This is a genomic window from Afipia dichlorophenoxyacetatis (assembly GCF_055386385.1).
In genome coordinates this window covers 1,938,485-1,957,113 of record NZ_AP029250.1, presented here as the reverse complement: position 1 = coordinate 1,957,113, position 18,629 = coordinate 1,938,485, and the positions used below count along the sequence as shown (strand labels likewise).

Sequence of the window (18,629 nt, the reverse complement as noted above, 5' to 3'; positions counted from 1 at the left end):
TGACGATCGATTCATCGTCGCGCTCGCATCGGCAAAATTTGCCTACCCGCGTTGGCATTCGTCGAGAGCAGTCCCAGTGAGCCAATGCCTAAGACGATGCTCAAGAGCACACCGCTCTCTCGAACCTGCTTCGGGATTGGGAGCCACGACCTGCGCTGCCCTCGCCCTCGTCGACCGAATTATCATCATCAACACGAAAGGCCGCCCTAAGCGGCCTTTCCGAAGTTTTCTAAGTCGAGAGTGAACCAGACACAGCAGCCCCCGCCCCGCACCTGCTCATTGGCCATCATTGATTGTTCAGATCCCTGATAGCCGCATCGTTGTTGAGCTGTTCCTGTTGCTGCTGCGCGGCATCGTTCGATCGCGATTCTTCATCCCTCTGCCGCTCCGCGTCGTTGGAGGCGTCCCAATTCCGCTTGTTCAACTCTTCTTCGTCATCGTCTCTGCCGTGACCGCGCGCATAGCGAGGCTTGGGGTCGGGAATAATGTGATCGAGCGCCCAGCCGTATTGCAACATGCACTGTTGCATGGTGGGCAGGAAATCATCCGAAAATGCATGACCAACAGCGCCGCATTTATGCGCGTCCGCCATCTTGGCCTTCATCGAGCGCGCGTGGCCATGCGGGCGGAGGACATCCCTGAAATGCCAAGTATCGGCCTTTGCGACGTGCGCTGTGAATGCACACAGCAGGACGGCACCCATAATCTTTGCTGCGCCCCTCACCTTTGTGGCGGCCCTCGTCTTCATCTCACATCTCCCTCACTGCGGCACATCATGTGCGCACAGGATTGGACGCTTGGCGAGCTCCGAAGGTTCGCAATATTTGCGTGACGAGTTGAACATGCTGTGAGCGATGCGATGCATGACGCGAAAAGCAAAGTGGAATGACGCAATAGTCCAAGTCAACGAAATGGCAGCGTGCTATTTTTCTGATGTCGACGCGCAAATCCTGAGATGAAGGCATTACGACGTGATACTTCAACTCTCAAAAAAGGTGTCGACTGAATTCAAACGAGCGGCGTTGAGCGACGAAAGACAAATGCCATGAATTCGATCGGCTGGCCCATACTCATCATGATCATCATGCTTCTGGGGCCGGTGATGGGGGCCATGAAAGGTATTGAGAACGGCTCAATCGCCAACACGCTGTTATCCGTTTTCATTCCGATCTATGGCATCGTGTACTTCTTCGTTGCTTCGGACAAAACAACGACCTGATCGGCATGCCGCGCCGTAGCGCAGGTCGAGCCTGGTGGGGCTCGACGCAACGCCTTTCGCTAGCGCGAACCTATTGTGCTGGTTCGCCGACTGCTCCGTCATCGGCTATTTTCAGACGCTGTAGAGCTTTTGTAGGTTGATACGCCACAGGTATCGGATTGGACATTTCACCTTTCAAGATCAGAGCAACCAGACTGCCGATCGCAACAATGCAAATGTTGACGATCAGGCCCACCAATCCAATATTGATTCCATATAGCGGCGTCTGCATCACATAAAATGTGATGCAAAGCACGTCAGCCACAACCATTCCAACAGCTATGGCAATCGGATTGGCGCGCTTGAAAAAGAGGACACAAAGCACCCCCGGGAAAAATTGCGTCATGCCGAAGAAGGCCGTGTTGTTGACGGTGAGAAGCAAGGTCGGCGCGAACAGCGTGAGAGCAATCGAGGCGAGCAAATAGCAGAATACAACGATTTTTGTGATGCCCCGCTGCTTCTGCTCGGGAATGTGACTAAACAGATTGCGCGAGACCAGCGGACCGATAGCAAGGCTAATTCCGGCAAGCACAAGCAATCCAGACAGAGACGCGCCCGCAGCGACGATGCCAATCGCCCATCCCGGCAACAACTGTACGGCTGCCGCAATAAATGCGTTGTTCGCCTCTCCTCCACCGACAACGTGGTGATCCAGGGCGTAGTAAGCCGTGATCACCAGAAATGGGAACATCAGCATGTAGAGCGGCATGATCATTTGCGTGCGACGAACTGTTTGCTCGGATCTCGCTGTAAAAATCCCCTGAATGTTAAAAGGCAGGAGCCAGAACCCGAGAGCTTGAAAAGCAATGGTCGACATCGTGAAGCGCAATTCCTGCTGGTCGAGATGGTTATTCGAAGCCGCCTTGGCCGCTTCAAAAATGGGACTAACGCCGCCAACCGCCGATATCGCAGCGACCCCTGTGATGACGATCGCGGCCATCATCAGAGTATCTTTGAGAATAGCGACATAGGCCGGCGCTCGAATGCCGGAGATCGCTACGTAACAAAATGCGAGAATGGCGGCGACGCCAGCCAAGGTGCCGGCGTGGATATCCCAGCCAAGGCCATGCAATGCGACGATGATGCCGCCGAATTGTATCTGCCCCCAAGGCACGAGAAACGTGATCGCGGTAATCGTTGCAGTCAGCTCCAGCGCGCGGCGGCCGTATTGGCCGGCAAAGTGGCCTTTGAACACATCAGGCAAAGTGACCGCGTCATAACGCTTGCCGGCTCGCCATATCCAGGGATTCAGAAAATAGCCGACCGGGTAAGCCAAGAGAATGTAGCCTAGAAACCAGACGCCATAGGTTCCTCCCTTGGCATAAATACCTCCAGGGAATCCGATAATCGTCCCGATGCTATAGACCTCGCCAACGACGAGAAAGAAAACCAACCAACTTCCGAATTGCCTGGAAGCAATAAAGAAGTCCTTCGCGTTGTTGGGATGATGCCCCCCTTTTGAAGCAAGAGCGAGCGCAAGGGACAGGATAATCAAAGCTGCGAAAACAACTGTTGCCATGGTAGCCCCCAAAGCCGCGTTCAATTTTCTTCTGGCCTGTGGCGGTCAAAGAACCACCAGCAGCTGCACAAACATCCACTTGTCAGGATGAACCAGGAAAACATCCAGAGATAAAGCGACGGGATGTTGAACAGCGTGAACTCAAACGTATTGATGTAAGGAAGCAGCAGGACAACTGCCGTAAAGGGAATTCCCAAGCCTATTGCGGCCCTCAACATAGATTCGCTCCCGCGTTGTTTTTCGTTTCTTGTGATGGATTGTTGATTTTGAGTTGCGACATTCATGTGCACCGTTGGCGCACTTTCCTGCCTCCCTATTCTTGTTTAGGCAGGAACAGTCTTTGCAAACAGCGGCGGATGCTTTGTGTGAAAGTCGGTCGCCTGCTCATAGGCATAAGCCATCCGCAACAGCGCGGCTTCACTGAAGTGATTGCCGACGATCTGTAGTCCGATCGGCAATCCGTCCGGGTCGAATCCGCACGGCACCACCGCCGAAGGGAGTGCCGCGTAGCTGAACGGAATCGTGAATTGCCGCCCGCGCCCGAAATCCTGCGCAGAAGCCTTTAACAAGGGAGCCGTCGTGGGGAGCGCCGGCATCAACAGTGCATCGGCCTGTTTGAAAGCATCCTTCAGCTGCGCGATGATCGCAGGCCGATCGGCCATCGTGCGCTCGTAGTCCTCGCGCGAGACTTTCGAGCCGACGGCGATATTGTTGGTCACGATCGGACCGTAGAGGTCTGCCGCATTCGGCGTGTTGTTATATTTCTCACCGAGAATCTGGTTGAACTCATAGAGCAGGATGTTGGTGAACAGCTTGTTGTAATCGAGTTCACCTTCCAGCGGTTTGATCTCGATCTCGATGACCTTGGCGCCAAGGCTCTTGTATTTTTCAGCCGCGGCCGCCACCGCATCGGCCACCGGCTTGTCGACATTCTTGTAGGTATAGTCCTTCACCGTCGCGAAGGTGACACCCTTCACGCCATCCTTGATATTTTGCGTATAGGATTTCGTCCGCTGCGCCAGCGCGGAGAATTTGTCCTGGGGGTCGTAACCCGCCATCGCGTCCAACAGCAGCCCGAGATCGTACACGTTACGGGCTAGCGGGCCTGCACAGTCCAGACTGTAGGCGCGCGGGAAAAGTCCATGCAGGCTAACGAGACCATAGGTCGGGCGGATGCCGGCGATGCCGCACCAGCTTGCGGGCACGCGGATCGAACCTCCGGTATCGCTGGATGTGCCGCCGAAGCCGATGCCTGCGGCCAGCGCCGCACCGTTGCCGCTCGACGATCCTCCCGGCGAGCGATCGAGCGCCCAGGGATTATGGCAGTCGCCGAAGTAAGCGTTGGTGCCCGACACGCCTGCGGCGAATTCATTCATGTTGGTCTTGCCGAGGACAACAACGCCTGCCTCTAACAGATGGCGTACCGACGTCGCATCTTCGGTGGAGCGTCGGTCAACGAAGGCTTTGGATCCGACCGTGGTGATCGTTCCCGCCATATCGTAGAGATCCTTCACCAGGATCGGAATGCCGTGCAGCGGGCCGCGATCCTTCCCTTGTTTGAGCTCCGCGTCGCGCTCAGCCGCCGTCTTCAACGCCTGGTCTTTCAGCTGCGAGATAAACATGTTCAGCTTCGGCTGATACATCTCGATGTAGTGGTAATGGGCTTTCGTCAGGTCAACGCATGACAGTGAGCCATTCCGCATCCGCTTGCCGGCTTCGCTGATCGACATCGGCATCGGCGCATCTGCTTTCGCTGCGAATGCGCTTTCGGAGAACACTGTCGTTGCCAGCGCCGATGCACCAACGGCAAGCGATCGGTCGACAAAATCCCGCCGCGTCAATTCGTTTGCGCCAAAAGCCTTGTCTTTATTTGAATCATTTCCAGTCATGGACGATCTTCCCCGGATAAATTTTGGCAAGTTTATTGGGCGCTACTCCACAGTGTGGAGAGCGTTGCCTTGAGCTCTGCGTACGCAGATAAATTTTCAGACGAGTGATTAAGCGCGATCACTCTATGAGCAGAACATCGCGTGTCAACGATCACACAAAGCTGAACGCATTTTTTCTTCGCACATTGCCGCTTACCGCAGCTGAAATTTCAATTCATGGAATGTACACGCGGAAATTTCAGAAAGCGGAACGGAGAAGATTTCAGAAGATGGAATAAACGAGTCAGTCTATCGCGCTGCGATAGAGCTGTGACTAGCCCGCCGCATCCCACTGATTCCAATCGAGAGCAATGTTCGTTGAGTGCTCGTGGCAAGAGAAGGAAGTCTCATTTGCAACGCGCCGTCATGGAACTCTTTGTCGCTCAACTCGTTTGGAGTTCATGGACGAGAATGAACCACGACACCGGCCGCACCTTCTTGAGCCTTTGGACTGGGTCCTGGGGATTGGCGGCACAGCAGCTGCGATTACGGTACTTTGGCTATCGCTGTCATAACCGACAAATCCTCTGCGCCTCAGCGGAGCGCATTGCGCTCCGCTGCCAATTCAATCATTGCGTCTTATGTCTTCGCTGCAGCGAAGCGTTTTCTGGCACGCTCTGATCATCACCGAACAAGATGGGGCTTTGTCTCGAGGTTGGAGTTCAATATCCCTGCGGCATTCGGCAAGGACGGTTGATCGAGACCGCGATCGATATCTTCAATAGATCGATTTCTCGTTTCAAAGCCGACGAACAGATACATGAGCCCGGCCAACGCGTACCACGCGGCGAAGTATAAGAACGCCGGCGTGACAGCGGCGCTGGATGCCGCCGGTAAAACCAGATTGGACGACCCGACGACGACGGCCAGACCCAACGGCCCTATGATCTTTCCTAACCCGCCAAACCCGTAAGCGGATCCCATGCCGGTCGCGCGCAGCGCGGAAGGCCAGACTTCCGCAGAATAAGGAGCAACGATAGCAAAGCCGCCCTCGCCAAAAAAGTAAGAGATCATCAAGAACAGCAGGAAGAGCGGCACCATCCCTACCTGAGCTTCGCCTGCGAATGCAGCAAGCGAAAGAGCCGCGGCCGCGCCGAAACTGCAGAGGACGCCAGTGCCGCGCCGGCCTATCTTCTCGGAAAGTAGGGACAGGACAACGCGTCCCGCGAACGCGCAGAGCGTGATGACCATCATATAAGAACCGACCTGAGCCGGGCTCAGATGCAGAAGCTGCACCAACAGAACTGGCGTCCATAGTGTCAGCCCGTAATATCCGGTTTGCGCCCCAAGATTGGTGATCCATGAGACAATCAAGCTCCGCGGATATTTCAGCAGGTCGCGGAACGAGTGTTTGATGCCGGCTTTGTTTTCGGGGTCAAGCGGCAAAGTTTGGGGATCAACCTGCAAGGCCCAGGCGACGGAGTTGCGGGCCTCACGAACACGATTGTTAGCCAGAAGCCATCGTGGCGATTCAGGAATCCAGCTTCGGATCAGGAGTGTGATGAAGCTCAATCCGAAACAAATGGCCATCAATCCACGCCAGCCAACATATGGGCTGACATAAGCAACAAGGACTGACCCTAAGAAAAACGCGACCGGCGTCGACGATGTGATCAAGCCGGTGATAACCCCGCGCTTTTGCGCGGGCATGAATTCCTGAACAAGTGGAAGGTCGACACATACCAAGCCCCCTGCACCGAAACCTATCAAAAGGCGGAAGGCTGTCAGATAAATCCAACCCAGATCCTTATCGTCGGGCGTCAGGCAAAGCGCGAAGGTAGCCACGCTGAATATTGCGATGGTGATCATGAACACCTTGCGGCGTCCAATTCGATCCGCAAGAAAACCGAAAAAAGGCGCGCCTATCATCGAGCCGATGCCGGATGAGAGGAGAATGACTGCGGACGTCCCAAATGACAGGTGCCACGACGATGTCACGAACGTCAAAACAAACGCGATGAGAAAATAATCAAGAAACTCGAGGCCAAAGCCAAAGACTGCCGCCGAAACGAGTTTATATTGATTGCGTGTTAGGTTCACTTGCCGATCAAGTGCGGCCAACATGTATACTCTCCCTTCGATTTTTGTGTTTTTAAAACGACTCGCCGCCGCGACCAGCACGACTGACTGGTGCGGCTCGCGGACGTGATAGCGTTGCTTCCCTTCGCCTTGAGCATTGACTGCTCTTGTGTCTTGACCGCGCGGATGCTCACACCCGCGCGGGATGCCTTGATGACCAAAGGCTAATCGACTTCACACACGACCCATTCATCGCCATGCTTGAGGCGGTGCACGAGATCGACTGACAGGATTTGTTCCGCGAAGCAGCCCTTTGCAGCGGCTCGAATGAGACGCTTCTGCGCTTCCAGCGAAGAGTCCGTGTCGAATTCGATATCGAGCACAAATTGATTAGGGTGCGCGACGTAAGGATCCTGACCGTTGCGCTGCGCGTACCATTCAAACCTGGCTTTCGTGTTCAACCCGCGAACCTGCACGCCGCACTGCCGCGCAAACGTGCGCATCTGCGTCATGAAACAGGTGACCACGCCAGCCGTGAAAAGCGCGAGAGGCTTGGGTGCGGTTTCGTCGCCTCCATGGAATTTTCCTTCATCGCTTGCCAGGTCCCAGAGCTGAAGACGCACCGGCTCGACCATCCCGACCTTGACGTCGTTCCTTCGCTTTCCTGAGGAATATCCCTCCAACTCGAAGCTGATCGGAAACCGTCCGGTCAATGATGTGCCGTCGGCTTCGATGTACTCGGGCTTTACAGTTATGTTCATTCCATTTCCTCCATCATTACAACATCACCGCGATATCGTCAGGCGATGGGCCCACTATAGAGAGCTGCCCCCCCATTGAAATCCGACAAACCAGCTATCGCTGCGATGCATTTTATGTATGATCCCTCGCGCACCAACTGCACGCAAACCTAGACACACAGCGGGACCGCCATTTCCGGTATGTCTGACGCGGTGTCGCTCAAACGCCTTCGGAATGATTGATGGACGCTCAGTCGCTACGTTGCTTTCTCAGGATCGCGGAGCTCGGAAGTTTCGGGCGAGCTGCGCAGGTGTTGAACCTGAGCCAGCCGACGCTCAGCAGGCGCATTGCCCTGTTGGAGCGCGAGCTCCACGCGCAACTGTTCGTCCGTCACCAGCGCGGAATTAGTTTGACGCCTGCAGGGCTCACGCTCAGCACCAGGGCGCTAAACGTGGTACGGCAGCTTGATGAATTGCAGGAGGATGTCGCAACGCTCGATCGCGAACCGAGCGGAAGCATCGCGATCGGGTTACCACCCTCTCTGGTGGCTGTTATCAATGGGCCACTGATCGAAATGTACAGCAGGAAGTTTCCTCGGGTGAATCTCTTCGTTCACGAGGGGATCAGCAATCTCGTGGGCGACAAGCTCATCGACGGAGAGCTCGACATGGCGTTGATGTTTTCGACGCGATCGCATCTGCGGAATACCTCGGTCAAGATCCTGGCGACCGAGGAAATGGTGCTCGCAAGTGCCCCAGCCTGCTCGCCTTCCAAGTCGCGGCTCACGATGTCCGATATCTCGACACTGCCGCTCGTCCTGTACAAACTTCCCAATTACATTCGATGGCGGGTTGATGTCGCCTTTCAGCAACTGGATCTTCAGCCTAAAATTGCCTCGGAAACCAATACGCTGTCGATGCTACTCGAACTTGCCAGGCGGGGCGTTGGATCTGCCATTTTGCCAAGATCGGCGGTTCAACAAGACGTATCGGACAACCTGCTCACAGCCATTCCTATCCGGGGCATGTCGGTCAAATGGACGCTTGCTACGCGCCGCGACCGTGAGCACTCGCCGGCGATTCAGGAACTGATCAAATGCCTCGAGGCGCTTGTTCTCAAGCAAATCAAAGCCGGAAAATGGAAAGCCAGTTTGCAAACCCGAGCCGGCGCAACCGATGCAAAACGACAGGCTCGATAGCCGTATTACTTCCCGGCGTGCGATCACGCTTACCGGAAGCGATGGAGGATCTGGCTAAGCTCAAACTCCGCGAGATCTGAGGAGTGCGTTGCGCTATCGTCTAAGCCTTCTTCGCAGCAGAAAAACGCTTGGCGAGCGCGTCGGCGTTCTTTGACAGAAGTCCAAGATCGCAAGAGGTGCGAATGGCCACACTGTGCGAGATGAGGCGAAACGCAATCGTTCTGATCAAAAAAAACGGCCCGCCGAAGCGGGCCATTTCGTTAGTGATTAGCGAAGGCTGCCGCCGTAGAGTTGACGCTCTTTGCGGACGTCATCGGCACCATAGGGCTTGCTGCCGGGATCGAATGTTTTCCAACCCGATTTCTGCCAAGCCGCGCTGCGATCACGCAAGTTGACACCAGACTTATTCAGAACCGCGTCAAGACGAGTGCGATCTGCCTCCGGAACGCGTGCGGAGACAAGCGTGCCACCGCGTCGGACACCTTCAGCATAAGAGTGCGCATCTTCTTCTGAGACGCCAGCTTCCGTGAGTGCACCTACAATGCCGCCCGTTGCGGCGCCCGCTGCAGCACCGACCGCTGTTGCAGCCAGCCATCCGGCGGCAACCACTGGTCCGAGCCCGGGGATCGCGAGCAAGCCAAGGCCAGCGAGCAATCCAGCCGCGCCACCAACACCTGCGCCGATGCCGGCGCCCTTCCCTGCTCCCTCGGCACGATCATCGACGCCATCATGGTCGCGATCGACCTTCTTGTCAGTGCTGAACCAGTTGTCGGAATTATTCGACACAATGCTGATGTCGGAGTGAGGCACCCCGGCCCCTTCAAGGTTCTGAACGGCTTTTTGAGCTTCGGCATAGTTATCGTAAAGTCGAGAAATTGTAGCGGTCATTTGGAATCCTTCCGTTACTTTGCAGCGTTGATGTTGCCTTGGAAATCGACGCTGACCGCCGCGGAGGAGCCATCTTTGCTCGCCTTGCCACGCCAAACACCGTTGTCATCCTTTTTCAGTTCGGAGACGTTCGTATAGCCGGCGTCTTCGATTTTTGATTTGGCCTGGCCTTCCGTAAAGCTGTTACGACCCGCAACAGGTGCATCCGAATTGTTCTGCCCAGAGCTGTTGACCGCGTTGTTATTGGGTCCCGACTGCGCCGGCGGGCTCTGAGCTGATGCTGTCGTCGCGGCCAGAAAGCCGATGCAGGCGAAAAGAATTGAGCGTTTCATTGTGTTCTCCAAGAGAGTAGGAGCGCTCGTAACCTTTCGTTGCCGTGTTAGTTCCTTATCCACGACGAATGAGTCGCGTGCTGCGGTGAATGGCCGCGAAATGATGCTTGAGAGAGAGACATGAAGATCGAGATATCACCTCACATGCGAGTTTGCGGGAACGGAACGAACGGACATCTCGCCCATTCACCATGTGCTGCAACATTCCTCAATATCTGAGTCATCGTGCAGTCCGACCAAGGTCCTGCACATGACGCTCCGGCACAGACGATCCTCATCATTCCTTTCAAACTGTCTCGCTTTGGCGAGGAGCTATCCGGGAGTAACCGTCGCCGCGACAGCAGCCGGTGTCTTGGTAGCCACGGCGATCGTCAACCGGCAGCTTGCCAAGAAGGCGCAGCGCGATAATCCCCCGCAGGGGCAGTTCGCCGACATCGACGGGGTGCGTCTGCATTACGTGGAACGCGGAGACGGCCGGCCGCTGGTTCTCTTTCACGGCAACGGCAGCATGATCCAGGATTTCGAGTCGAGTGGCCTGATTGATCTGGCGGCCGAGAATTACAGGGTGATCGTGTTCGACCGCCCGGGATTTGGACATAGCTTGCGACCCCGGAATGTCGTTTGGACGCCGGAGGCGCAAGCAGATCTGTTCATGAAGGCACTTGATAAGCTGAATGTTCAGAAGGCGATCGTACTTGGACATTCGTGGGGAGCGTCTGTCGCCGTTGCCCTCGCGACCAAACATCCTTCTTTTGTCGAGGCTTTGGTGCTGGCATCGGGATATTATTTCCCAACTGCGCGCGCTGACGTAGTGGCCTTGTCGTCACCCGCTATACCGGGGCTTGGCGATATCTTCAGCGCCACCATCTCACCGATCGCCAGCCGGTTGCTGTGGCCAGCCATGATGCGCAAGATGTTCGGGCCGCGATCGGTTCCGGAGAAATTTGCAGGCTTTCCCAAGGAAATGGCCGTCCGGCCATCGCAGATCCGCGCCGGCGCAGCAGAAACGGCTTTGATGATCCCCGCCGCATTTGCGTCCGCAAAGACATACAACGAACTTGCGATGCCGACGATCATCCTTGCAGGCGAAAATGACCGGATCATCGATATCGATGAGCAATCAAGCCGCCTGCACGACGAAGTCAAGCAGAGCAAGTTTCACCGTATCGCGGGAGCCGGTCACATGATCCAACAGTCTTCGACCGATCATTTAATGGCGGCAATCGACGAAGCGGCAGCTGAGACGCTGCACTAACGATGTCCGTGATCCGCAACGCCGACTGCTGATGGGACCGCCCTTCCTAATTGAATCGAACAATGGACGGTCTCTGGATGGTCTCTTCCATAAAAAAGGCGGGCACCAAGGCCCGCCTGTATCGTCCGTGGGTTCAGAGTCTCATTTTCGATTTTTGTCGAGAGCCTGCGCCATCTCCAAATGATGCTGAAGATGCGGCAGTGTCTTACCGGCCCACTCTTTCAATTTTGGATTGTCGCCACCCTTGGCGTAACGTTCGAAGAGCGAAACTGCATCCTTGTGAGCACCGACTTGCATCGGGTCATATTCGCCTGCGAAATCCGCCGGCTTTGTATCCTTGAGTTTATCGACCTTTTTCTGCGACGAACTGTCGAGCGCGGCGGGGATTTCAGCCTTGATTCCGTTGCCCGTCACAAGCGCCTTCAGTTCTGAGCTGGTCTTCGTATGGTCGGTCACCATCTGGTTCGCGAACTTTTTCTCGTCCACATTGCCTTTCTCAAGAGCGACCTTGGCAACGGCAATCTCAGTAAGATCGCTTGTTGCCGCCTCCTTCACGAAATCAGCAGTCGAGGGAGCGACGCCGAGCGTTGAATTGACGCCTGTCTTCTCTCCAACCGATTGCGCGAACACAGCGGTAGACATCAAACAGCCAGCGACAGCTAAGAGAGAAACGGTTTTCATTAAAAGAATTCCTCATCGAGAGCGCGAATGCAGCCCCTCAAAGTAACGGCAAAGCGAGAAACTCGTTCCCAAAGCGGACTACTCTTCTTCTGGTGGCTGAAGGCCGGGCCGATTGATCAGCGCGCGCACTTTGGCGGATCGCAGTGGATCAGCGTCGCACTTATCGCACGAATGTTTCGTGCGCACGCCTTTATCAGCGGCGGCCAATTGAGAACCGCAGTACGGGCAGAAATGCTTATCTATTTCATGCATGGCGCTCGCCTTTCGAATGGGCGGGAGCGCAAAACTCTCTGTCACCGATAGCTGCCAATGATGGAGCGGTGATGGTCCAATGTGCTCGTCCCGACATAGGAACACGAGTCTTAAGTTGGGATAGTTTTACGAACCTAAACAAACCCCGAACGCTTCCGCACAAGTTGGGGAAGCATCCATGACATTATCGAAAATAGAACGCTGAGGGGCCTACTCTCTCTCCGCATCGAACCTCGCAACTCTGCGATTACCGTGCCAAAGCTCAACATCGTGGCCGTCGACAAGTTGTTTTGCGGATTCAATGGCGACTTCGTCGCTATCGCAAACCAGTTCCTCAGCGTTGAAAAAGTGGCCGTCACGGCCAATGAGATAGGCTCTGTAGTCTGGCATAGGGGCACTCCCGGATCAGGCGGGAGCGCAATACTCTCAGTCACCGATACAAGCCGAGGGCGGGGCGGTGATCGAAGTTCCTTACTCCTGTTACGTATCCGTTGCACGGCTTATCGGACGCGACCTGATCACACTTTCGGGTTCGGCCACCTCGCGACAAAAGCCGCGCGCCAATTAAGGCGCGCAGCCAACGCAACGTCTACCGCAGTGACACTCCGATATCGTCAGCAAAAAAAGCTCGGAACGGTCGCCAAGCGGGTTGGTTGTTTAAATGTGTTTCCTTAATCCACGCGTTCAGTTTGCAATCGGCATCAACGGCTTGCGCCGGCGTCTGAGCGTCTCTCATCATTCGGGAGAGCCGCCATCCATCAATATCTGCCTCGCCGCCGATGGCGTACTGACGGATCTCACAAGACTCGCGATGCAATTGGGCAATTCGAGCGGCATGGACATCATAAAGATTTGGCATTGTCCGTCCTGACTGTTGTGCAACCGACGTTCGATACCGCGAATGGTTGCACGCTTAGAATCTTCGAGGTTAATTGCAGATGAATTGTTTCGGGCGTTTTGCCGAGTGGGCGAGAGGTGAGATTCAGGTGCGAAGGCACTTCCGCGCTTGCGCTATCTCTCGCCTGGAATAGCCATTTACTTTGGCCCACGCATACGCAGCCAGCGTGCCATGCAGGGTAACCATCTCGCGAACGACCTCGCACGTCACCCCGGGTGGAAGCTTGATCTCCTCCACCGCGGCGCGGCTCATCGTCCCCGTGACCGTCAACATAAAACTGCAGATGATGATGACAAGACGAACACGTGCGCCGCTTCGCTCGTAGCTAACGCGAACTCGCCCAAGCCTCACGCTGGGTAAATTCGCCTCCGGTCGCTTTGCGATGGAAGGCCTGCCGGACTGCTTAAAATCAGAACGCGGACAAGACAAAGCCAGACCGGACGTGTCATTCAGTACCAACGTCCACGACCATACCAGCCACCACCGCCGAGCAGTAGAATCAGAAGCACAATAATCAAAAGCGTGGTGGTATCCATCGCTGTGTCCTCCAGGAGCATTAAGCGCCCATTCTAATTACACAACGAACCGTTGCTCCTGCTGTTCCCTGCCTCGCTCGCTCTGTTCCGTTATGACGTGCGAATGATAAGTCGGCGGCCTTATGAATTGGCTAGCTTTTTCGGAACAAACGTACTCTCGCGATGTTCGTATCTACACACAAACAGATAGGCACGGACATGAGCGGGAATACAGATAAAGCTGCGGGTTTGGCCAACGAGGCTCTTGGCAAGGCTAAGCAAGGCATTGGCAGTGTCGTCGGATCCGACAAATTGAAATCGGAAGGCGCGGCGCAAGAACTCAAAGGCGATGCCCAGAAATTGTCGGGCGACGCGAAGAACACGACAAAAGAAGCCGTTGATAAAACTGCCGACGCCCTCAAGAAGCCCCTGTAACTATTTTCGACACCACACCATTGGCCCCCGCATTTGCGGGGGCTTTTTCTTGGAGAGCACGATGGTGAAACCACAACGCCGGCAAAAGGACCGGGGTCCGCTTGCAACACACGACGAAACAAGGCGGCGAAGTGTTCAAGATTATGGGCGAAGCAGCAAGCGCTTACGGAACATATCCAACACAAGTCTGTTCGTCCCTCACAATTCATTGGGAGAACCAAATGTTTCGTTCATACGCTAAACTCGCGCTCATCCTCGCAACGACGGCCATTCCTCTTACAGCAAGTGCACAAGGTGTGCCGGGCGGCGTCGACCGCGGTGCCCGCGAAGGAGAACGCGCAGCAGGACCGGTTGGAGCCGTTGTTGGCGGCGTGCTGGGCGGCGTCGCCGGTGGCGTTGCCGGTGTCTTAGGCGTCGATGAGCGCCCTCGCTTCCGCAGTTACGTCGTTGAGCAACATCGGCCATCTTATACTTATTCGCGCGATGTGGTCGTCGGCGCGGAGCTACCTGCAGACGGAGTTACCTACTACGACGTTCCGCCAGAGTATGGAGCCCGCGAATACCGTTACACTGTTGTGAACGGTCGGACCGTGCTCGTCGAACCGCGAACGCGGCGTATCGTTGAAATCGTTGAATAGCCCAAGGGGCGATATCCATTTTCGCTTAGCAAAGCGACCCCAAGTGTGCACAACACCCCTTGCTGTCGGAGATTGGAGTGCGCTCGCTTTGAGCGGGTGCACCTCCAAGCTCCGACGGAGTTTTTCTGATGCCTCTATATTTCTTTCACGTGCGCCATATTCATCAACGACTCGATCTAGATGGTCTTGAACTTCCGGATATCCGAGCAGCATGGCATGAGGCGACCACCTCAGCGGGCGAGCTTTTGAAGGAATTGGATGGCGACCTGAAGCCCGGTCAAGACTGGTGTATGCGAGTCGCGGACGAATTTGAGAACACGCTCTTTGAGATCCACATTAAACCGACTGCTCGGAGTATGGTCGATTAGCAGTGACTTGATGAGGCGGCGCGCGTTGTCAGACGGGCGATCTCGCTAAGAAGTGACGGGGCGGCTTGTGATGCCTCTTGAGTGTAAGCGATGCCGTGCTCACCTCTGCTCAAGTCTGTTAACAGCACCATCAGTCGATGCGTCCGCTTTCAGGCCGACCACTTCTCCTGTTCTTTGCGGTACTCATCTTCATTGAGACGGTCCGCTAAGTCCTGCGCGACTTCAGGCGCCCGAGCTTTGGCAATTGGCTTTCCGTCCGCGGTGACCAATTGCTCGCCTTCGACTTCAACAGGGAAGTCATTCGGCTTTAGCTCCTTGTCGTTCGGCATGTCGTCCTCCCTCCAGTCAAAGAAAAAAGCCGCACGGGCATTACGCCGAGCGGCTTTTTTAGCAACTGCCAGTCAACCCGGTTCCGCTGCGGGATGATAACATTGTGAACGTGGAAAGGTTTCAAAGACGCCTCACCAGTTCTGGCGGAGCGCATCGCGCTCCGCCAGATACATCAAAGAACGCGCCTGCTCTGCAGACGCTTTGCGATGATCGCGTCTTACTTCTTCGCCGCAGCGAAGCGCTTGGCCAGCGCATCGGCGTTCTTTGACAAGAGTCCGAGGTCGCTGCCGACAGCCACGAAGGTATAGCCCCACTCGATGTAGCGATCGGCCTCTGCTTCGTTCGGCGTGAGGATGCCGGCGGGCTTGCCGACCTTCTTCAACCGCGTCACGACGTCTTGGATCGCGGCCTGTACATCTGGGTGCGCGGAATTACCGATGTGACCCATGGAGGCCGCGAGGTCCGCAGGTCCCACGAAGATGCCATCGATGCCCGGCACCGCTGCGATCTTTTCGAGATGGCTGATCGCTTCCGACGTCTCCACCTGCACCAGCACGCAGATTTCGTCGTTGGCCTGCTTCAGGTAATCCTTCACGCGGCCGAAGCGGCTGGCGCGGCCGGAGCCGGTGACGCCGCGCACGCCGGACGGCGGATAGTGGCACGCCGCCACCGCACGCTTCGCCTCTTCCGCGTTCTGCACGAACGGCACCAGCACCGCCTGCGCGCCGATGTCGAGCACGCGCTTCAGCAGCACCGTGTCGTTCCACGCCGGCCGCACAATCGGAGTGGCGCTGCTGGTGGTCAGCGCCTGCAGCTGCGCCATGACATTCGGGATTTCGTTCGGCGCGTGCTCAGTGTCGAGCAAGATCCAGTCGAATCCGCTGTCGGCGATGACGTCAGTGGCAAACGGGCTGCAGAGGCTATTCCATAAGCCGATCTGCAACTTGCCTTGCTTGATCGCGGCCTTGAAGCGGTTACGCGGCATTTCCATTATGCGAGACCTTTCGTTCAGACAATTAAGTCGCCAGACTGCCCAGCGGCTTGAACCCGGCGCGCAACGTATCACCTTTTGCGGTTTATGCAGGCTGCGTGAACGATCCCGCAACAGAATATCATGCGCGCCCTCACCCGCTGGACATCGGCGGCGCATGTGATACATGGCCTGTATGGACAAGCGTCGCGCCCAGACCTTTCGCATTATTCGCACCATTCATTGAATGGTGGGTTTGCGCGCGTCTTTGTTCACCGAAGCAACCCGCCCCCGAGGCGGGTTTTTTGTTGTCCGTCTCGCAGGCCAAACCAGAGACGAACATGCCGGAACATGAACTGAGACAGGTAATCGAAGCCGCGGATCGCGCCATCATGGCGGAAGATTTCGAGGCCGTGATGGCATTCTACGCCGAGGGCGCAACGATGGTTGTAAGGCCGGGACTGAACGTGACCGGCAAGGCACGCATCCAAAAGGCGCTCATTGCCATCGCTGACCACTTCAATCGCCAGATGACAATCAGACAAGGCGACATGAAGGTGATCGAGAGTGGCGACACCGCGCTCGTCATCATGGAGAGCATCGTGGATACCGTGGATGCTGACGGCGCTAACACTTCCGTCGTGGGCCGCGCGACCCATGTTTTCCGTAAAGGCAGCGACGGAAAATGGCTTTGCATTATCGACAATTTCTACGGCACGACCCTGCTCGATACCTGACAGGTGGCCCAACACTGCGAGACAGCCGTCCGCAAAGAACGGGCGGCCGTAACCACGACACGCGGGGCAACGCTTTATCGTTCAAAGGCGCGCGCCAGGCGGCGCAACCGCCGATGGAATGATCTGCTGCGGATAGCCGCTAAAGCCCAGCATCAGCGCCGATTGCGCTGGTGCCTCAACATGCAGACGGCTCATGGCACGAACGATGACGCCGTGTTCGCGTGCGGCCTGTTCGATCCTGACGTCCGATAGCCCCTTCCGCGTGTAGGCCACCAGATGCATTCCCTGGTCCGGCGGATCGACAGTCAGGTGATCACCCAGACGGCGCCTGAGCGCGGCAACAAGCGCGTCCCGCTGGTCGCGATACATCTCCCGCATCCTGCGGATGTGAGCCGTAAAGTGCCCCTCTTCCATGAAGGCAGTGACCACAGCCTGACAAAGGCTCGATGGCTGGCGATCCATGAGGTAGCGCGTGGTCACGAAGGCCTGCACGAGTGAAGGCGGCAGGACGGCGTAGCCCAGCCGGAGTCCCGGAAAAAGCGCCTTGTTGAGCGTTCCCACGTAGATGACACGCTCATCTTCATCGAGCCCCTGCAGTGACGCGAGCGGCCGGCCGCCATAGCGGAATTCACTGGCGTAGTCGTCCTCGACGATCAACGCCCCTGACTCCCGCGCCCATGCCACGAGTTCGAGGCGCCGCGCCATCGACAGCACAACGCCCTTCGGAAACTGGTGCGATGGCGTGATGAAAACAGCGCGGGCTTTCGGCGCCCGGCGAATGCCGTCAGTCACGTTGATGCCGAATTGATCGACCGGGATGGGACACACCTTCGCACCCGCTGCAAGCAGCGTCAGACGGGTCAATGAATAACCCGGATCCTCGACCCAAACTTCTTTATCCGGAGCCTGCACGACGCGGGCAATGATATCGATCGCTTGTTGGGTGCCCGCTGTGATCACCACTTGTTCAGGCTCGCACCGCACGCCACGCGCGGCCAGGAGATAGTCACACACGGACTTGCGTAGTTCCGGCATGCCGTGCAGATCGCCATAGCCAAGATGATGCCGCCCGAAGGACCGCAGCATGCGTGCGCGCTGAGTTTGCGCCACTGCTCGGCGGTGCGCGCGTCCACCAGCGTTCGGCCCAAATTGAAGGGGCGCTCGTCGCTTTGCATCGTCACGTCGATAGAGTCACTAGGGCCCTGCAAAGGAGTGACCGGCTTCGCGGCTGATGCCGACCGCTTCTTGCGGCCATGAGACGCGCCGAACGGTTCAGGGAGATCCGACGCGATGAAGGTCCCTGCCCCGCTCTTGCCGGTAGCATAGCCCTCAGCAAGAAGCTGTTCGAAAGCCGACACCACCGCAGAGCGCGACACGCCGAGCTGCGCGGCGAGCGCGCGCGTCGACGGCAGTTTGGTCGCAGGATGCAGCGTTCCTGACAGGATCGCCGACCGCAGCTGCAGATAGATCTGGTGAAACACCGTCACGTCCGCTGCGCGGTCGATCTCAAGCGCATAGAGCTCCGCCCAGCTTCGCTTGCTCTTCTCCCTTGATACGACAGCCTTCGAGCTTGGCAAAGTGGTATGCCCCATGAGCGATAAGTGGCACTTTTCATAAGACCACATTTTTCTATCCTATTTCCGATCGCAATGAAATCCGAAATGCGC

At 56.4% G+C, this 18,629-nt stretch carries 21 protein-coding genes; 7 read left to right on the top strand and 14 right to left on the bottom strand.

What is annotated here, in order from left to right; genetic code table 11:
• Positions 1–286: 286 nt before the first annotated feature.
• Positions 287–748, bottom strand: a complete 462-nt coding sequence (locus ACZ5C3_RS09080; RefSeq protein ID WP_464044659.1) for a hypothetical protein — start codon at positions 746–748, stop codon at positions 287–289.
• 297 nt (positions 749–1,045) lie between these two features.
• Between ACZ5C3_RS09080 and ACZ5C3_RS09075 the strand changes: the two genes are divergently transcribed.
• Entirely contained in the window at positions 1,046–1,219 is a 174-nt protein-coding gene (locus tag ACZ5C3_RS09075; RefSeq protein ID WP_464037041.1) for a hypothetical protein, read from the top strand.
• 70 nt (positions 1,220–1,289) lie between these two features.
• Here the strand turns inward: ACZ5C3_RS09075 and ACZ5C3_RS09070 are convergent, their stop codons facing one another.
• From ACZ5C3_RS09070 to ACZ5C3_RS09055, 4 genes are all read right to left on the bottom strand, one after another.
• On the bottom strand, positions 1,290–2,777 hold the full coding sequence (locus ACZ5C3_RS09070; protein ID WP_464037039.1) for a sodium:solute symporter family protein: 1,488 nt from the start codon (positions 2,775–2,777) through the stop codon (positions 1,290–1,292).
• Between the two features lie 323 nt (positions 2,778–3,100).
• Positions 3,101–4,666, bottom strand: coding sequence for an amidase (locus tag ACZ5C3_RS09065; protein ID WP_464037038.1), 1,566 nt, complete (start codon positions 4,664–4,666; stop codon positions 3,101–3,103).
• 663 nt (positions 4,667–5,329) lie between these two features.
• Positions 5,330–6,769, bottom strand: coding sequence for an MFS transporter (locus ACZ5C3_RS09060; RefSeq protein WP_464037036.1), 1,440 nt, complete (start codon positions 6,767–6,769; stop codon positions 5,330–5,332).
• 179 nt (positions 6,770–6,948) lie between these two features.
• Entirely contained in the window at positions 6,949–7,485 is a 537-nt protein-coding gene (locus ACZ5C3_RS09055; RefSeq protein ID WP_464037034.1) for an OsmC family protein, read from the bottom strand.
• 221 nt (positions 7,486–7,706) lie between these two features.
• Between ACZ5C3_RS09055 and ACZ5C3_RS09050 the strand changes: the two genes are divergently transcribed.
• Complete coding sequence (locus ACZ5C3_RS09050; RefSeq protein WP_464037032.1) at positions 7,707–8,663, top strand: LysR family transcriptional regulator; 957 nt, start codon at positions 7,707–7,709, stop codon at positions 8,661–8,663.
• A 267-nt stretch (positions 8,664–8,930) separates the two neighbouring features.
• Here ACZ5C3_RS09050 and ACZ5C3_RS09045 read toward each other — a convergent pair whose 3' ends face one another.
• A complete protein-coding gene (locus tag ACZ5C3_RS09045) occupies positions 8,931–9,551 on the bottom strand; it encodes a general stress protein (RefSeq protein ID WP_464037030.1) in 621 nt (206 codons plus the stop codon).
• A 14-nt stretch (positions 9,552–9,565) separates the two neighbouring features.
• A complete protein-coding gene (locus ACZ5C3_RS09040) occupies positions 9,566–9,883 on the bottom strand; it encodes a hypothetical protein (protein WP_464037028.1) in 318 nt (105 codons plus the stop codon).
• A gap of 352 nt (positions 9,884–10,235) precedes the next feature.
• Here ACZ5C3_RS09040 and ACZ5C3_RS09035 point away from each other — a divergent pair, with 352 nt between their 5' ends.
• Complete coding sequence (locus ACZ5C3_RS09035) at positions 10,236–11,138, top strand: alpha/beta fold hydrolase (protein WP_464037027.1); 903 nt, start codon at positions 10,236–10,238, stop codon at positions 11,136–11,138.
• A gap of 141 nt (positions 11,139–11,279) precedes the next feature.
• On the opposite strand, the gene ACZ5C3_RS09030 is transcribed toward ACZ5C3_RS09035, so the two are convergent.
• The 3 genes from ACZ5C3_RS09030 to ACZ5C3_RS09020 all read right to left on the bottom strand — a co-directional run bounded on the left by ACZ5C3_RS09030 (position 11,280) and on the right by ACZ5C3_RS09020 (position 12,930).
• Positions 11,280–11,819 carry a DUF4142 domain-containing protein gene (locus ACZ5C3_RS09030; RefSeq protein ID WP_464037025.1) on the bottom strand — a complete coding sequence of 180 codons (540 nt, stop codon included), beginning with the start codon at positions 11,817–11,819 and terminating at the stop codon, positions 11,280–11,282.
• A 462-nt stretch (positions 11,820–12,281) separates the two neighbouring features.
• The gene (locus ACZ5C3_RS09025) at positions 12,282–12,461 is read right to left on the bottom strand and encodes a hypothetical protein (RefSeq protein ID WP_464037023.1); all 180 of its coding nucleotides are present in this window, start codon (positions 12,459–12,461) and stop codon (positions 12,282–12,284) included.
• Positions 12,462–12,660: 199 nt separating this feature from the next.
• Positions 12,661–12,930, bottom strand: coding sequence for a hypothetical protein (locus tag ACZ5C3_RS09020; RefSeq protein WP_464037021.1), 270 nt, complete (start codon positions 12,928–12,930; stop codon positions 12,661–12,663).
• A gap of 773 nt (positions 12,931–13,703) precedes the next feature.
• On the opposite strand from ACZ5C3_RS09020, the gene ACZ5C3_RS09015 reads away from it, so the two are divergent.
• The 3 genes from ACZ5C3_RS09015 (at position 13,704) to ACZ5C3_RS09005 (ending at position 14,925) form a co-directional block, all read left to right on the top strand.
• Positions 13,704–13,919: a CsbD family protein gene (locus ACZ5C3_RS09015; RefSeq protein ID WP_464038297.1), complete on the top strand. Its 216-nt coding sequence runs from the start codon at positions 13,704–13,706 to the stop codon at positions 13,917–13,919.
• 221 nt (positions 13,920–14,140) lie between these two features.
• Entirely contained in the window at positions 14,141–14,557 is a 417-nt protein-coding gene (locus ACZ5C3_RS09010) for a DUF1236 domain-containing protein (protein ID WP_464037019.1), read from the top strand.
• A gap of 128 nt (positions 14,558–14,685) precedes the next feature.
• Positions 14,686–14,925, top strand: a complete 240-nt coding sequence (locus ACZ5C3_RS09005) for a DUF6894 family protein (RefSeq protein WP_464037018.1) — start codon at positions 14,686–14,688, stop codon at positions 14,923–14,925.
• Between the two features lie 149 nt (positions 14,926–15,074).
• Here ACZ5C3_RS09005 and ACZ5C3_RS09000 read toward each other — a convergent pair whose 3' ends face one another.
• Positions 15,075–15,254 carry a hypothetical protein gene (locus tag ACZ5C3_RS09000; protein WP_464037016.1) on the bottom strand — a complete coding sequence of 60 codons (180 nt, stop codon included), beginning with the start codon at positions 15,252–15,254 and terminating at the stop codon, positions 15,075–15,077.
• A gap of 218 nt (positions 15,255–15,472) precedes the next feature.
• Positions 15,473–16,246: an HpcH/HpaI aldolase family protein gene (locus tag ACZ5C3_RS08995; RefSeq protein ID WP_464037014.1), complete on the bottom strand. Its 774-nt coding sequence runs from the start codon at positions 16,244–16,246 to the stop codon at positions 15,473–15,475.
• 50 nt (positions 16,247–16,296) lie between these two features.
• On the opposite strand from ACZ5C3_RS08995, the gene ACZ5C3_RS08990 reads away from it, so the two are divergent.
• Positions 16,297–16,962: a YybH family protein gene (locus tag ACZ5C3_RS08990; RefSeq protein ID WP_464044658.1), complete on the top strand. Its 666-nt coding sequence runs from the start codon at positions 16,297–16,299 to the stop codon at positions 16,960–16,962.
• A gap of 81 nt (positions 16,963–17,043) precedes the next feature.
• Here ACZ5C3_RS08990 and pdxR read toward each other — a convergent pair whose 3' ends face one another.
• Together pdxR and ACZ5C3_RS08980 are read right to left on the bottom strand one after the other, a co-directional pair.
• Positions 17,044–17,997, bottom strand: coding sequence for a MocR-like pyridoxine biosynthesis transcription factor PdxR (gene pdxR, locus ACZ5C3_RS08985; protein ID WP_464044657.1), 954 nt, complete (start codon positions 17,995–17,997; stop codon positions 17,044–17,046).
• Positions 17,919–18,587: a GntR family transcriptional regulator gene (locus tag ACZ5C3_RS08980; protein ID WP_464037008.1), complete on the bottom strand. Its 669-nt coding sequence runs from the start codon at positions 18,585–18,587 to the stop codon at positions 17,919–17,921. The genes pdxR and ACZ5C3_RS08980 overlap by 79 nt, the downstream gene beginning before the upstream one ends.
• Positions 18,588–18,629: the final 42 nt, after the last annotated feature.